14 protein-coding genes are annotated in these 14314 nt (G+C 60.0%); 4 read left to right on the top strand and 10 right to left on the bottom strand.

The features are described 5' to 3' along the window. The first annotated feature begins 80 nt into the window (after positions 1-80). Together cobO and ACMG4M_RS15675 are read left to right on the top strand one after the other, a co-directional pair. Positions 81-692 carry a cob(I)yrinic acid a,c-diamide adenosyltransferase gene (cobO, locus tag ACMG4M_RS15680; RefSeq protein WP_035245542.1) on the top strand — a complete coding sequence of 204 codons (612 nt, stop codon included), beginning with the start codon at positions 81-83 and terminating at the stop codon, positions 690-692. A 125-nt stretch (positions 693-817) separates the two neighbouring features. Next, positions 818-2245 carry a cobyric acid synthase gene (locus ACMG4M_RS15675; protein ID WP_414430372.1) on the top strand — a complete coding sequence of 476 codons (1428 nt, stop codon included), beginning with the start codon at positions 818-820 and terminating at the stop codon, positions 2243-2245. A 52-nt stretch (positions 2246-2297) separates the two neighbouring features. Here the strand turns inward: ACMG4M_RS15675 and ACMG4M_RS15670 are convergent, their stop codons facing one another. Together ACMG4M_RS15670 and ACMG4M_RS15665 are read right to left on the bottom strand one after the other, a co-directional pair. Continuing rightward, entirely contained in the window at positions 2298-3305 is a 1008-nt protein-coding gene (locus ACMG4M_RS15670; protein WP_272961980.1) for a putative solute-binding protein, read from the bottom strand. 262 nt (positions 3306-3567) lie between these two features. Further along, on the bottom strand, positions 3568-4056 hold the full coding sequence (locus ACMG4M_RS15665; RefSeq protein WP_035245325.1) for an FKBP-type peptidyl-prolyl cis-trans isomerase: 489 nt from the start codon (positions 4054-4056) through the stop codon (positions 3568-3570). Positions 4057-4330: 274 nt separating this feature from the next. Between ACMG4M_RS15665 and moaA the strand changes: the two genes are divergently transcribed. Next, positions 4331-5344 (top strand): GTP 3',8-cyclase MoaA, encoded by a 1014-nt coding sequence (gene moaA, locus ACMG4M_RS15660; protein WP_272961981.1) that lies wholly within the window; start codon positions 4331-4333, stop codon positions 5342-5344. Between the two features lie 109 nt (positions 5345-5453). Beyond that, positions 5454-6101 (top strand): carbonate dehydratase, encoded by a 648-nt coding sequence (can, locus tag ACMG4M_RS15655; RefSeq protein WP_035245321.1) that lies wholly within the window; start codon positions 5454-5456, stop codon positions 6099-6101. 117 nt (positions 6102-6218) lie between these two features. Here can and ACMG4M_RS15650 read toward each other — a convergent pair whose 3' ends face one another. From ACMG4M_RS15650 to ACMG4M_RS15615, 8 genes are all read right to left on the bottom strand, one after another. Then, positions 6219-6956 carry a copper resistance protein B gene (locus ACMG4M_RS15650; protein WP_414430371.1) on the bottom strand — a complete coding sequence of 246 codons (738 nt, stop codon included), beginning with the start codon at positions 6954-6956 and terminating at the stop codon, positions 6219-6221. Beyond that, on the bottom strand, positions 6953-8833 hold the full coding sequence (locus ACMG4M_RS15645) for a copper resistance system multicopper oxidase (RefSeq protein ID WP_414430370.1): 1881 nt from the start codon (positions 8831-8833) through the stop codon (positions 6953-6955). The genes ACMG4M_RS15650 and ACMG4M_RS15645 overlap by 4 nt, the downstream gene beginning before the upstream one ends. Positions 8834-8869: 36 nt before the next feature. Continuing rightward, complete coding sequence (locus tag ACMG4M_RS15640) at positions 8870-9229, bottom strand: hypothetical protein (protein ID WP_414430369.1); 360 nt, start codon at positions 9227-9229, stop codon at positions 8870-8872. Positions 9230-9291: 62 nt separating this feature from the next. Continuing rightward, a complete protein-coding gene (locus ACMG4M_RS15635) occupies positions 9292-9915 on the bottom strand; it encodes a LysE family translocator (protein WP_414430368.1) in 624 nt (207 codons plus the stop codon). A gap of 197 nt (positions 9916-10112) precedes the next feature. Beyond that, the gene (locus ACMG4M_RS15630; RefSeq protein ID WP_414430367.1) at positions 10113-10616 is read right to left on the bottom strand and encodes a DUF411 domain-containing protein; all 504 of its coding nucleotides are present in this window, start codon (positions 10614-10616) and stop codon (positions 10113-10115) included. Positions 10617-10651: 35 nt separating this feature from the next. Beyond that, complete coding sequence (locus ACMG4M_RS15625; RefSeq protein WP_414430366.1) at positions 10652-11014, bottom strand: cupredoxin domain-containing protein; 363 nt, start codon at positions 11012-11014, stop codon at positions 10652-10654. Next, positions 11011-11661 (bottom strand): class I SAM-dependent methyltransferase, encoded by a 651-nt coding sequence (locus tag ACMG4M_RS15620; RefSeq protein WP_414430365.1) that lies wholly within the window; start codon positions 11659-11661, stop codon positions 11011-11013. Before ACMG4M_RS15620 ends, ACMG4M_RS15625 begins: the two co-directional genes overlap by 4 nt. After that, entirely contained in the window at positions 11658-14114 is a 2457-nt protein-coding gene (locus ACMG4M_RS15615; RefSeq protein WP_414430364.1) for a heavy metal translocating P-type ATPase, read from the bottom strand. The genes ACMG4M_RS15620 and ACMG4M_RS15615 overlap by 4 nt, the downstream gene beginning before the upstream one ends. Between the last annotated feature and the right edge of the window lie 200 nt (positions 14115-14314).

The raw sequence follows: 14314 nt of genomic DNA, 5'->3' as shown, positions 1-14314 counted from the left end.
GAAGACATGTCTTCTTAATTGCCCAGATTAATAACGAAATTCAAAAGCGTTGAGAAAAGAACCAAAAAATGGAAAACAGTATGAAACCGGATCCTAAAAGTCCTGAGCGTCATGCCTGGCGGATGGAAAAGAAACAGCAAATCATGCGTGAGCGGATTGCCAATGCGGACAAGGACCAGGGGATCCTTCTGGTGCTTACCGGCCCCGGCAAGGGCAAGAGCAGTTCCGGGTTCGGTATGCTGGCCCGGGCTCTGGGGCATGGCATGAAGGTGGGGGTGGTGCAGTTTATCAAAGGCGCGTTCAGTACCGGCGAGGAAGCCTTTTTTCGTGATCTGCCCAACGTGGATTATCACGTCATGGGCGAGGGATATACCTGGGATACCCAGGACCGGGAAAAGGATGTGGCTGCCGCCAGTGCTGCCTGGGATATCGCCAAAAAAATGTTGCAGGACGACAGCTATCACATGGTGTTGCTGGATGAACTGAACATCGCGTTGCGTTACGAGTATCTGGATCTGGATACCGTGCTCGACGATCTGCAAAACCGCCCCGCCATGCAGCACGCCGTTGTCACTGGTCGCTATGCACCAAAGGAATTGATCGAACTCGCCGACACCGTCACCGAGATGAAAGTGGTGAAGCATGCGTTCACGGATCTTGGGGTAAAGGCGCAGAAGGGCGTGGAGCTTTGAAGGCAGTTGACAGTTGAAAGTTGACAGCGAAAGGCGAAAAAACGTTGAGGTGAAAGTTGAAGACAGGCGGTGAAAATCCAGGTTCTAGCTGTCAACTGTCCACTATCAACTGTCAACTGACTTTGATGGTTCAGGGGTGCACCTCCGACGCCGGAAAAAGTACGGTGGTGGCCGCCTTGTGTCGGTGGTTTGCGCAGCGGGGGTATTCGGTGGCGCCGTTCAAGCCGCAGAATATGGCGTTGAACAGTGCGGTGACTGTGGACGGTGGGGAGATTGGGCGTTCTACGGCATTGCAGGCGTTGGCCTGCGGAGTTGAGCCGCACAGTGATATGAATCCGGTGCTGCTGAAGCCGCAGACCGATATGGGTGCCCAGGTGATACTCCGTGGCCAGGTACTGGGCAACATGCAGGCGCTGGATTATCACATCTACAAGAAGAGCGCTCGTGAGGCGGTGCTGGCGGCCTGGACGGACCTGTCGAACCGCTATGATGTGATTATTGCTGAAGGGGCGGGCAGCCCGGCGGAAATCAATTTGCGTGAAAACGATATCGCCAATATGGGCTTTGCCGAGATGGTGGATTGTCCGGTGATCCTGGTGGCGGATATTGATCGCGGTGGGGTGTTCGCCCATCTCACCGGTACGCTGGATCTGCTTTCTGAAACAGAGCAGCAACGTACCCTGGGTTTTGTCATCAATCGTTTTCGCGGTGACCTGTCATTGTTGCAGGGCGGGCTGGACTGGCTGGAAGACCGTACCGGCAAACCGGTGTTCGGGGTGCTGCCCTATCTGCATGGCCTGACCCTGGATGCGGAAGACGCGGTGGCGGAGCAGGGAGATCATGACAGTGGTTCGCTCAAGGTGGTGGTGCCGTTGCTGCCGCGCATGAGCAATCACAATGATTTCGACCCCTTGCGCCTGCATCCCCAGGTGGACCTTCGCTTTGTGAAAATGGGTGATACCTGGCCGGCGGCGGACCTGGTGATTCTGCCCGGCAGCAAGGCGACCCGCGCCGATCTGGCCTTCCTGCGTGAGCAGGGCTGGGACTCGCAGATCGAAAAACATCTGCGTTACGGCGGCAAGCTGCTGGGTATCTGTGGGGGCTTTCAGATGTTGGGGGACCGGGTTGACGATCCTGACGGGCTGGAAAGCAATGCCGGCAGTAGTACTGGCCTGGGTTGGTTGGCCATGACCACACGGCTGATTGCCGGCAAGCAGCTGCGTAATGTACAGGGCGTTTTTCTCCCTGCTGATACTGCCATTCATGGCTATGAGATTCACAGCGGCGTTAGTGAAGGATCGGCGTTGTTGCGGCCCATGCTGCAATTGGGAGAACGTAACGAGGGCGCCATCAGCGACGATGGTCAGGTCATGGGCTGTTACCTACATGGCCTGTTCGATCGTGCCGAGGCCTGCAACGGGATACTGCAATGGGCGGGACTTCGTGGTGAGCGGGCGGTGGATTACGATGATCATCGACAGAAGGATCTGGACCGGCTGGCAGATTTGATCGAGGAACATCTGGATACAGAGAGACTGCTATCCGTGCTGTGAGTTGGTCCTGAAAGACAGGGCCGGGAGAGAGCTCCTCCCGGCCCGAGAGACATTATTCCATCGGGTTAACGCATTCCGCCCGTGTCGGTTCCAGCTTGCAGCGAACCTTTCTGAGCAGGCCCATCATCGATTTGTCGTAGACGCCGTCCTTAGTCAGAGCGACTCGCGCTTCACGCATCATCTCGTCGTAGCGCAACTTGTCCGCGTCCGGGATCCGGATCCACCACTTATCATCAACTTCGTTGCTGGCGTTCTCAATCAGGCGCATGGCACGGTCAAATTGGCCATACATGAATTCCCGGGACTGCTGGGCATAATCCGCCGGGAACTTGTCCTTCTTGAGAATGATCTGGGCACTGAGCTGGCCGAGGGTGTAATCCAGGATGCCGCCATCCGGCGCCATGCCCTTGTATAGCTCGAGCGCAGAGAAGCCCATGATCGGTGCAAAACAGATATCCACAGAACCATTATTGAAGCGGGTGGAAAAGTTGGTGATGTCTGACATCACCGGTGACATGCCCACCCGGGATGCCATGCTTGCCTGGGCACTGTCATATTCAAGCACCGCAATGGATTTGCCTGACAGCTCTTCAACGGTATCCAATTCCTGATCTTTCAGAAAAAGAAAGGCAGCACCCATGGGAACAACACCGCCCACTTCATAGGGGCCGGAAATCATCTGTTTGTTGATGGATGGCGTGTTGCTGGCAATGACGGAAATGACTGTTTTCATCGCGTCGTAGCTGGGGATGGCGCCAATGGAATCCATGCTGCCGGTGAAGCTGTTGAACTGGCGGCCGCGAATACCGGTAAGAACCGCTGCATCGCATTGCCCGGCTTTCAGGTCTTCAGCAGCGATCTTTTCATCGGTGAAGGGTTTCAGTTCCACATCCACGCCCCATGCAACGGCGGCGGTCTTGTAGTCCTTCATGATGTTATAGATGTCGCCGTTGGCGCCGATGATGTCGAAAACACAGAATTTTCGTTTTTCCAGCGCATGAGCGGAAAGGGAAATACTCGAAAGCAAAGCGGAAAGAATTAGTATCGTTATGTAGCGCATGACGCTCTCCCGTGAAACACAGAAATATCAAAGAGCATCGATCCTATTTGGGCGCTGAGTATACATTCAATATGGCTTTACAAAATTGTGCACAATCCACAACAAGAAGCTGAAGTAAGCCGGGGCAGGGAGTCATTTTGTTAAAAAAGAAGGGAGAAAACGGCAAGATTTTCACCTTGCTTTCACTGTCAGGTTAGTCTTGGGGGAGCAAGGGACAATAAAAAAGGCGCCAGAGGCGCCTTTTTTGCGGGAGGTGCAGACCTTAGTGGTCGTGACCTTCCGGGCCGTGTACGTGGCCGTGTTCTTTCTCTTCGTCGGAGGCTTCACGCACCTCGGTGACTTCCACGGCGAAGTTCAGGGTTTCACCTGCCAGCGGGTGGTTGCCATCAACGGTCACTTCCTCACCTTCCACAGCAGTGATGGTGAAGATGCGAGGACCTGCTTCAGTCTGAGCCTGGAACTGCATGCCCGGCTGCAGATTCTCTTCGTTGCCTTCGAAGGCGGTTTTCGGCACTTGCTGGATCAGCTGCTCGTGACGCTCGCCATAGCCTTCTTCCGGGGTGACGGTTACGTCCAGCTTGTCACCGGCAGCCTTGCCCACCAGGGCGTTTTCCAGGCCGGGGATGATGTTGCCCGCGCCGTGCAGGTAGGCCAGGGGCTCGCCACGCTCGATAGAAGAATCAATGGTCTCGCCGGTTTTGTTAGTGAGCGTGTAGTGGATAGACACTACGGAGTTTTCTGAAATTTGCATGGAAACCCTTTAGGGGTAGATGAATTCGGAATGAAGGGGGTATGGCGGACATGGCGTTTCATGGTCCGGCAGCGCCCCGCATTCAGGTCGGCGAACATTCTAACAAGACCGGCAAGGGCCTGACCAACCGGAGCCAGTCCCGGCCGACGGGCGTGGGGTAGCCATCAGGGGCTGGGGAGCCACGAAGGGCTCCACAGGAGGGCGGAACCGGGAGGTTATTGCCCGAGTAAGCGCCGGTTCCCCGGCTTGGCCCCGCATTTGCTACAGTACCGCCATGGCCGCTGACACTTTCACTGACAATCCGCTACTACAGGACCGTTTCGGCCGCACTATCGACTATGTGCGGCTGTCGGTGACGGATCGCTGTGATTTCCGCTGTGTGTACTGCATGGCGGAGGATATGACCTTTGTGCCCCGGGCCCAGGTGCTGACTCTGGAGGAGATGGGGCGGCTGGGGCGGGTTCTGGTGTCGCTGGGGGTAAGGCGAATCCGACTTACCGGTGGCGAGCCGTTGGTGCGCCGTAACGTGGCGCATCTGGTGCGTGGTCTTGGTGCACTTCCGGGTCTGGATGAACTGAATATGACCACCAACGGCGCCGGACTGGGCCGTTTTGCCGGTGAATTGAAGGCCGGTGGGCTGGATCGGCTCAATATCAGCCTGGATTCCCTGGATCCGCAGCGGTTTCGGGCCCTCACGCGCACCGGTGATTTGAGCAAGGTTCTGGCGGGGATCGAGGCGGCCCGCCGGGCCGGTTTCCGCCGTATCAAGCTGAACAGCGTGATCCTGCGCGGACGCAATCAGGATGAGGTGCCGGCACTGGTGGATTTCGCCCTGGCGCGGGGGCTGGATATCTCCTTTATCGAGGAAATGCCCCTGGGGGCCATCAGTGAACATGATCGGGCGCTGGAGTTTGTCTCCTCCGAAGCGTTACGGGATCAGCTCTCTGAGCGCCTGACCCTGGTGCCCATGGCGGACAAAACCGGTGGGCCCTCCCGCTACTGGCAGGTGCCGGGCAGTGACAGCCGCATCGGGTTTATCTCTCCCCACTCACAAAATTTTTGCCATTTGTGTAATCGGGTGCGAATTACCGCCGAGGGCCGTATGCTTCTGTGCCTGGGGCACGAGCACAGTGTGGACCTGCGGGCAGTACTGCGGGCGCACCCCACGGAGGATGCCCCCCTGCGTCAGGCAATCATTGATGCCATGGCCATCAAACCGGAGCGGCACGACTTCAATCTGGCACCGGGCGAGCAACTGGTACGGTTCATGAATATGACCGGTGGTTAGTCGCCGCCTTCGTCCCCCTTCAAGGCAGAGGGGATGCTCCAGAAAGCCTTTAGTATGTAGCGTGCAAATATGCTGCGTGTAGCGTGAATGCGTAACCAAGCGAGAGACCATGAAATCCCTTCCTGAACTCTTTACCAACAACGAGCAGTGGCGTCATGACATCGAGGAGGAGCATCCTGGGTTCTTCAAGGCGCTGGGCGAGCAGCAGAGCCCACAGTATTTGTGGATTGGCTGCGCGGATTCCCGCGTGCCCGCCAATGAGGTGGTCGGGCTGATGCCCGGTGAGCTGTTCGTGCATCGCAATGTGGCCAACCTGGTGAACCACACCGACCTGAACCTGCTGTCGGTGCTGCAATTTGCCGTAGACGTGTTGAAGGTGAAGCACATCATGGTGGTGGGCCACTATGGCTGCGGCGGGGTAAAGGCTTCCATGGAAGATGTACCCCATGGCCTGATCGACAATTGGCTGCGGCAGGTACGTGAGCTGTATCTGCGCAACCGCAAGCACCTGGTCAAGCTGCCGGATGACAAGGCCCAACTGGATCGCATGTGCGAGCTGAATGTGGCGCGTCAGGTGATCAATGTGTCCAACACTACCGTGGTCCAGGAAGCCTGGCGCCGCGATCAGCCACTGACGATCCATGGCTGGATTTACGGTATCGGCGATGGCCGCCTGCGTGACCTGGATATCCAGATCCAGAACAACAAGGAACTGCGGGTTCTGGAAAACGAGGAATACGACAACACCTCGGCATAAGGGGCCCTGAAGGGTGCCACTGAGCCTAAGTAGAACTGCACCAACCACCATCAACCAACGGTGCAGTTCGCCTCAGGCTCAGTGGCACCCTACGCAAGATTGCTGCCTTCGCGTTTTTCAGAACCAGAAATGGATCCCGGCCACCAGCGATGCTTCCTCCGGATCACCACCCGCCGCCCGCGTCCTGTCGGCGGTATCACCGTATTGTTTTTCCCAATGAATGCCGATGTAGGGGGCCAGCTCCCGGCGGATTTCGTAGCGCAGCCGCAGGCCGGATTCAATGGCGACCAGACCGTCGCCGATCCCCAGGTCGTCATCGTCCTTGCCGTAGAAGCTGGCTTCCACCTCCGGTACCAGCGCCAGACGCTGGCTCAACATCAGCTCGTATTCCACTTCCAGACGCAATTCGCTGAGGTTGTCTTCACCCAAGAATAACTGGGCGTCGAGCTCGAACCAGTAGGGCGCCAGGCCCTGAATGCCCAGGCTGGCCCAGTCCCGGTTGGGATTGTCCGGTTGCCAGTCCCGGCGCCAGCCCAGTTGCCAGTCCCAGTAGGGGGCGAAGGCATGGCTCCAGGCGAGTCGTGTTTCGGCGCTTTCCGTGCCGGCGTCTTCGTCGTGGTGTTCCGGGTCCATCAGCCGTTCGCCTTCCGTGGACAGGTAAAGCTTGTTCAGGTCGCCGCCATACCAGGCGTTGGCATCCCAGCCCAGCACCGTGCCTTCGTCACTGTCACGCAGCTCAAGCTGGTCCACCAGCGCTTTGCTGAAGCGGGGCGGGTGTTCGCTCATGGACCAGGCCGGCGTGGCGGCGGTCATGGCTGTCAGGGCGCTGAACAGAAAGGTCGATGTTTTCATCATGCGTCCTCTCCGTGAGCGCCATGGTGTGAGTGGTCGCCGTCCGTTGGAGCGTCGACCACGCGGACTTCCCGGAACATGCCCGCGTCCATGTGGTAGAGCAGATGGCAGTGATAGGCCCAGCGGCCCAGGGTGTCGGCGCGCACCAGGTAGCTGAGTTTTTCACCGGGTTTCACGGTGACGGTGTGTTTGCGCAGCAGCTTGCCATTGCCCACTTCCAGATCACTCCACAGCCCATGCAGGTGGATGGGGTGGGTCATCATGGTGTCGTTGACCAAGGTGATGCGAACCCGTTCGTCGTGATACAGCTCCAGCGGTACGGCATCGGCAAATGGAATACCGTTGAAGCTCCACATGTAGCGGGACATGTTGCCGGTCAGGTGCAGTACGATTTCCCGGTCCGGGTGCAGACTGTCTGGCGGGCCGCCCTCAGTTTCCATGTCTGCATAGGTGAGAACTTTCCAGCCCCGGTCGCGCAGGCCGATGCCCGGGTCGGCGAGCATCGCGCCGGGGGCCATGGCGCGCATGTCCACGCCGGGGCCGTATTCAGTGGCAGCATGCTCGGTGGCGCTGTTTCTGCGGGGCAGGTCCGGGTTGTCTGGATCTGCCGCGAAGGGAACGGCGTCGGCGTGATTCATGCCGTCCATGTTGTGATTCATCTGCCCATGGTCCATCTGGCCGTGATCCATGCTGCTCATCGTTATGCTGTCATGGTCCATGCCTGCATGGCTGTCGCCGTGCTGCATGGCACCCATGCCCATCTCGGTATGGCCCAACAGCGGCGGCGGGTCCATCTCCGGCACCGGCGCGGCTATGGCCGGGTCGGGTGTCAGGGTGCCACGGGCAAAGCCGCTGCGGTCGATACTCTGGGCAAACAGGGTGTAGGCCCGATCCGCTTTGGGTTCCACGATCACATCCAGGGTTTCAGCCACGCCCAGGCGCACCTCGTGGAAGGGCACCGGTTTGACCGGCTGGCCATCCATGGCGATCACGGTCATGTCCAGGCCGGGAATGCGGATATCGAAAAAGGTCATGGCGCTGGCGTTGATGAAGCGCAGGCGGAGGCGTTCACCCGGATTGAAGTGGCAGGTCCAGTTGCCGTTGGGGCTCTGGCCATTCATCAGGTAAGTGTAGGTGTAACCGGTCACGTCGGCCAGGTCCTGGTCGCTCATGCGCATGGTGTTCCACATATGGCGATCCTTGAGGGTCTGGATCACGCCCTTGTCGCGGAAATCGCGCAGGGTGTCGAACACGGTGCGTTCGTTGAAATTGTAGTAGTGGCTGAGCTTTTTCAGGGTGGCGAAGATGTGGTTCGGGTCCTCGTCACTCCAGTCTGACAACACGATGACCTGGTCCCGGTCCACGGCGTGCGGCTCCGGGGTTTTCGGATCAATGATGATGGAACCGTAGAGTCCGGTCTGTTCCTGAAAGCCGGAATGGCTGTGATACCAGTAGGTGCCGTTCTGCTTGATCGGAAAGCGGTAGGTAAAGGTTTCTCCCGGTTTGATGCCATCAAATGACAGCCCCGGTACGCCGTCCATTTCAAACGGCAGCAGCAGGCCATGCCAGTGGATGGAGCTGGTTTCCGGCAGCAGGTTGGTGACCTTGAGGGTGACGGTATCGCCTTCGCGCCAGCGCAGTGTGGGGCCGGGGACGATGCCATTGATGGTGGTTGCCGGCCGGGTCTTGCCGGTGATGTTGACGTCGGCGCCACCCAGAGTCAGGTGGAAGGTGTCACCGGTAAGCGTGGGGGCGCCGGTGTGGCCCTGACGGGCCAGCAGCTGGGCGGATGTCAGACCCAGCCCCAGATCAGTGGCTCCGAGCGCCAGGCCCTGCACGAAACGGCGTCGTGGCAGGGAAAACGGGGGTGCGGTTTTCATGATGGATCTCCTGATTGTTTGAGTGGAACAGTGAACTCAAACAGTCAGGGACGGTGGCCGTAACGGCAGGTGGTGGATGCCATCGTGAAGGCCGGTCTCCAGGCCGGGGTGCCAGGGGCGCTCGGGGATATCCGTCTGCCCGCTGAACAGGGCGACGGTGGTGGCACTGATCTGGCACAGGGTCAGGCACTGGCAACCGTCATCCTGGGGGCAGTGCTGGCTGTCGCCATGGTCGGGCTGTGCCATGTCAGCATGGTGATGGCAATGGGGCTGGGGGGCGGTATCCAGATGGCTCAAGGAAACCTGCGCAGACACACTGCTTGTCACCACCAGCATCAGGGTGGCAAGCAGCCCGGCCAGCAAGGACCGGTAATCGAGGCGCAGATATTGTTTCATGGAACCATTATTAACCTCGGTGCTACCCCAAGGTCAAAGAGGAAATTAAAGGATGCCTGACGTCACGCTGCCTGCCACACCACACTCGCGGCGATGACGACCAGCAACACGGCGGTGCCTTTTTCCACCCAGTGATGGTGGGCCCGCAGCCACGGCAGAAAACGGCTTCGGCCCAGCAATACGGCCACCAGTACATACCAGCCGCCATCGATGAACATGGAGGTCAGCACCATCTGGATGCGGGCGGCCTGGGCCATGTCCGTCTGCAGGAACTGGCTGAACAGGGCGAGGAAAAACAGGGCCACTTTCGGATTCAGGAACGCCACCAGAAAGCCGTCGCGGGCAGCGCCATGCAGGACGTTGAATTGGCTGGAGTTATCCATGGGCGCCAGCGGTTGCTTGCCCGCCTGCCAGCTTTTCCAGGCCATCCACAGCAGGAACAAGGCGCCACTCAGGCTGAAGAATAGTTCCAGTGACGGGTAGCGGTGGAACAGTACCGCCAGCCCGGTGACGGTGGCGGTGGCCCAGATACCGATTCCCAGGGCATGGGTAACCCCGGCGATGGCCCCGGCTCGGGGACCGCCATGGAGGGTGTGGCGGGTGATCATCGCCAGGCTGATGCCGGGCGCCATGGCACCCAGGGCGCAGACGCTGGCCAACAGTAGCCAGTCGTGAAGAGGGAGCATTCAGTATCTCGTTACACGCAAAAGGGAGAGACTGTAACGGGTTGGTGTGACAGGTTGAAGAGCAGGCAATGGGTCTAAGAAGCCCCTGTAGGAGCACCCCTTGAGGTGCGAACCGGTTAACAGGTTTGACGTTACCAGATAGATTTCCCTCGCCTGAGCTCGGGTTCGCACCTCGAGAGGTGCTCCTACAGGGGGGATCAGTTGCCGGGATGGTGGCTGAAGACCTGGGTGCCGTCTTCATCGAACAACAGCACATCATAGGCATCTTTGCGGTCGCCCATTTCCATACCGGGGGAACCGACAGGCATGCCGGGGACGGTAAGCCCTTTGGCATCGGGTCGCTCGGCGAGCAGACGGTCCACGTCGCTGGCGGGCACATGACCTTCGATGACGTAGTCGCCAATAAAGGCGGTATGACAGGAGCCCTGCCCCGGGAGGATGCCGGCTTTTTCCTTGATGGATTGCAGGTTCTGCTGTTCGTGGACGACCACCTGGTAGCCATTGTCTTTCATGTGATCGACCCAGGCGCCACAGCAGCCACAGGTGGGCGATTTGTACACTTCCATCACCTTGTCGGTGCTGGCGGTTTTGGCTTCTTCAGGGGCCGCAGGGGCCGCTTCGGTGGCCTGGGGCTGGGGTGGGGCATCATCGCCACAGGCGGCCAGCAAAAAAGCCAGTAGAAGTGCCGAAAATACTTTCATTGTGTTTCCTCTTCTGTGCGTGCGGCCTGCCAGCGTCAGCTGACTATCAACTTGCCTTGATACATCTGCATCTGGCAGGTGAAACGGTATTCGCCGGCGGGCGGGTTGTTCAGGGTCACGGTGGTGATGGTACCCGTTTCCAGAAACTCGCTCACGTCGAGCCCGTGAAACACCACCTGCTCGGCGCAGGGGGAAGGATCCCGACGGTCGAAGTACAGGGTCAGTGTCTCCCCGGCCCTGGCGCGCAGGGTGGCCGGGCTGTAGACGCCGTCGGCGACCACGATGGTGGCGCCCTGATCGCTGACTTCCTGGCTCTGTGTTGTGGATTTGGACAGCCAGAACCACCAGACGATCCCTACCATCAGCAGCAGGCCGGCAAGATTGATCAGCAGTGTCATGGTACGACCTCCGGGTTGCGGGCGGTGATGACCAGGCCGGTCTTGTGCATGACCTGGCCCATCACGTTGATACTTTGCTCTGGAATGATCTGCTGGCGAACGTCGACAAAGCCCGCCGTCTTCAGGGCCTGTTGCAGATCCGGGCCGTCGTAGGTGAGAAAACCGTGCCGGAACACTGGCAGGGTGGCCATGCTGTGTCTATCGCGCAGGCCCAGACAAAGCTTGCCGCCAGGGCGCAGCAGTGTGCGGATGGCGAGCAAGGCCGGCAGCAGCGGATCCCAGAAGTACACCACATTGATGGCGACAGCATGGTCTGCGCTGCCGGGGGCCAGCGGCGCATCATGCAGATCGCCTGCCAGGAAACGTACCCGTTCCAGATGACCATGCTGCTGCTGCGCCTGGGTCACCATGTCTGGTGACAGGTCCAGCCCGGTATAGTGCAGATCGTCGGCCATGGCCAACAGGTCCGGCAGGTGGCCCGCCGTGCCGGGGCCTATTTCCACGATATGGTCACCTTCCGATGGCGTCAGGGCCTGGTAGCTGGCAGCGATGATCGGCTGGTTATGCTGATTCATGTTGTCGGCGACCTGAGCGCCGTCATCGCCACTGGGGCAGCGCAGTTGGGCGGCCAGTTGTTCCGGGGTCATCGCTTGTCTCGCTGGGTTTTGAACAGCCGCAACCGGTTGGCATTGCTGACCACGGTCACCGAGCTGAGCGACATGGCCGCGCCGGCGATCACCGGGCTGAGCAGGCTGCCGGTGAGCGGGTAGAGCACCCCGGCGGCCACCGGCACGCCCAGGCTGTTGTAGATAAAGGCGCCGAACAGGTTCTGCTTGATGTTGCGTACCGTGGCGGAGGAGATCGCCATGGCATCGGCCACACCGTGCAGGGAGCCGCCCATCAGCGTGATGGCGGCGGATTCGATGGCCACGTCGGTGCCAGTGCCGATGGCAAAGCCCACATCCGCCTGGGCCAGCGCCGGGGCATCGTTGATGCCGTCGCCCACCATGGCCACGATGCGTCCCTCTTCCTGCAGAGACTGCACTTTTTTCGCCTTGTCCTCGGGCAGCACTTCCGCCATGACCTGGTCCACGCCCACCTGTTTGGCGATGGCGTCGGCGCTGGCCTGGATGTCACCGGTAATCATCACCACGGTGAGGCCCTGATCTTTCAGACGGGCAATGGCCTCCCGGGAGTCCTCCTTGATACGGTCGGCCACGCCAAGGATGCCGAGCAGGGTGTTGTCTTCGGCCAGGAACAGGGGGGTGGCGCCACGCTCGGTGAGCGAGTCGCTGTTCAGGCTGACGGTGATGCCTTCGCTTTCCAGCCAGCGACGGTTGCCGAGTCGGTACTGTTTGCCGTTCAGGGTGGCGCTGACGCCTTTGCCGTTGAGGGCCTGGAAATTGTCGGCACGGTGGGGTGTGAGCTCACGCTGCTCTGCCGCTTCCACGATGGCGCGTGCCAGTGGATGTTCAGAGCCGCTCTCCAGGCTGGCGGCCAGCTGCAGCAGGGTGTCTTCCTGCTGGCCTTCGGCGCAGAGAATCTCGGTGAGCGCCGGTTTGCCTTCGGTGATGGTGCCGGTCTTGTCGAGCACAATGGTGTCCAGCTTGCTGCTGGTCTGCAGCGCATCGCCTTCACGAATCAGAATGCCGTGCTCGGCGGCCTTGCCGACGCCGACCATGACCGACATGGGCGTGGCCAGCCCAAGAGCACAAGGGCAGGCAATGATCAGCACCGTGGTAGCACTGATCAGCATGTGGGTGATGCGCGGTTCCGGCCCCAGGTTGAACCAGGCCAGGGCAGCGACCACGGCGATCAGCATGATGGTGGGAACGAACACGGCGGAAACGTCGTCGGCCAGGCGGCCGATGGGTGGCTTGCTGCCCTGGGCTTTTTTCACCAGCGCCACGATCCGCGACAGGGCGGTATCCTTGCCCACGGCGGTGGCCCGGTAGAGCAGGGTGCCCCCTTCGTTGAGGGTGCCGGCGCTGACCGTGTCACCGGTGCTCTTGCTCACCGGCATGGGCTCGCCGGTGAGCATGGACTCATCCAGCCGGCTTTCGCCTTCCTCGACGATGCCGTCCACGGCAATTTTTTCACCGGGGCGCACACGCAGGATATCGTCGGTCTGCACTTGCTCCACCGGAATGTCCTGCTCCTTGCCATCGCGGACCACCCGGGCGGTTTTGGCGCCAAGGTCCAGCAGCCGTTTTACCGCCGCGCTGGTTTTGCCCCGGGCACGCACTTCCAGTGCCTGGCCCAGATTGATCAGGCCGATGATCATGGCACTGGCTTCGAAGTACACATGACGAGCGGCTTCCGGCAGGGCAGCGGGAATCAGCACCACGGCCATGGAGTAGAGCCAGGCGGCACCGGTGCCCAGAGCAATCAGGGTATCCATGTTGGCGTTGTGATTGCGAAACGCCTTCCAGGCACCGACAAAGAAATGGCGCCCGGCGGTGGCCAGCACCGCCAGGGTCAGCAGGCCGATGCCCAGCCAGACCCACTGACTGGCTTCACCGGGGCGTACCATCATGTCACCGCCGAGCAGCCCCCAGGCCATTAATGGTACGCCTAGCCCCAGACCCAGCCACATATGACGTAACAGCCTGCGATAGTGTTGCTGCTCCTGCTCCTCGCGGGCGTCACCGTCATCGCTGTCGTCCAGCGGGCTGGCGCCATAGCCTGCTTTTTCCACGGCGTCGATCAGGGCCTGGCTGTCTGCCGATCCACTGACTCTGGCAGTGCGGTCGGCAAAATTCATTTGTGCCTGGGTGACCCCAGGCGTGTTGCGCAGGGCGTTTTCGATGGTGCGCACGCAGGCGGCGCAGGTGGCGCCGGTAATGGCGAGTTGCTGCTCCTGATCGGTGCTGGCGGGCGATGATGGTGCCGTCTGCTGTTTGTCTTCGGCGGCATAACCGGCCTTGGCCAGCGCCGCCTGCACGTCGGCACTGTCGGCGCTACCGGTGACAGTTACCTGCTGAGCGTCCAGATCCACCTGCACATCGTCGACACCAGCAACAGGATCAAGCGCCTGGCGAATCTTGCGGACGCAGCCCTGGCAGCTGGCGCCCTGAATATCGAACCTCTGTGTCTGCATCGGGATCTCCATTGGCCGTGAGGGCGCAACCATGCGTGTTGTCACAGATTGTCAAACTTCAGGGTAACCCCAAGGTCAACCCTGTGCTATAACCTGCCGGCGGCATTGAAAATTTTTATAAAACTGTCAAAAAGGCGGAACTGCTCGCGCGCCAGCGACTCCATATCCCCACTACAGTGCGAGCGCATTGATGCCGTTTA

This window comes from Alcanivorax sp. IL3, assembly GCF_047495465.1.
GTDB classification, from domain to species: Bacteria; Pseudomonadota; Gammaproteobacteria; order Pseudomonadales; family Alcanivoracaceae; genus Alcanivorax; species Alcanivorax jadensis.
Note: the sequence above shows the minus strand (reverse complement) of the source record. Positions and strands in the feature narration are given on the sequence as shown.

Coding starts and splice junctions, on each gene's coding strand:
- moaA (WP_272961981.1), top strand. CDS start 4,331: ATGGCCGCTGACACTTTCACTGACAATCCGCTACTACAGGACCGTTTC.
- ACMG4M_RS15635 (WP_414430368.1), bottom strand. CDS start 9,915: ATGCTCCCTCTTCACGACTGGCTACTGTTGGCCAGCGTCTGCGCCCTG.
- ACMG4M_RS15650 (WP_414430371.1), bottom strand. CDS start 6,956: ATGATGAAAACATCGACCTTTCTGTTCAGCGCCCTGACAGCCATGACC.
- ACMG4M_RS15675 (WP_414430372.1), top strand. CDS start 818: ATGGTTCAGGGGTGCACCTCCGACGCCGGAAAAAGTACGGTGGTGGCC.
- ACMG4M_RS15665 (WP_035245325.1), bottom strand. CDS start 4,056: ATGCAAATTTCAGAAAACTCCGTAGTGTCTATCCACTACACGCTCACT.
- ACMG4M_RS15615 (WP_414430364.1), bottom strand. CDS start 14,114: ATGCAGACACAGAGGTTCGATATTCAGGGCGCCAGCTGCCAGGGCTGC.
- can (WP_035245321.1), top strand. CDS start 5,454: ATGAAATCCCTTCCTGAACTCTTTACCAACAACGAGCAGTGGCGTCAT.
- ACMG4M_RS15620 (WP_414430365.1), bottom strand. CDS start 11,661: ATGACCCCGGAACAACTGGCCGCCCAACTGCGCTGCCCCAGTGGCGAT.
- ACMG4M_RS15640 (WP_414430369.1), bottom strand. CDS start 9,229: ATGAAACAATATCTGCGCCTCGATTACCGGTCCTTGCTGGCCGGGCTG.
- ACMG4M_RS15630 (WP_414430367.1), bottom strand. CDS start 10,616: ATGAAAGTATTTTCGGCACTTCTACTGGCTTTTTTGCTGGCCGCCTGT.
- ACMG4M_RS15625 (WP_414430366.1), bottom strand. CDS start 11,014: ATGACACTGCTGATCAATCTTGCCGGCCTGCTGCTGATGGTAGGGATC.
- cobO (WP_035245542.1), top strand. CDS start 81: ATGAAACCGGATCCTAAAAGTCCTGAGCGTCATGCCTGGCGGATGGAA.
- ACMG4M_RS15670 (WP_272961980.1), bottom strand. CDS start 3,305: ATGCGCTACATAACGATACTAATTCTTTCCGCTTTGCTTTCGAGTATT.
- ACMG4M_RS15645 (WP_414430370.1), bottom strand. CDS start 8,833: ATGAAAACCGCACCCCCGTTTTCCCTGCCACGACGCCGTTTCGTGCAG.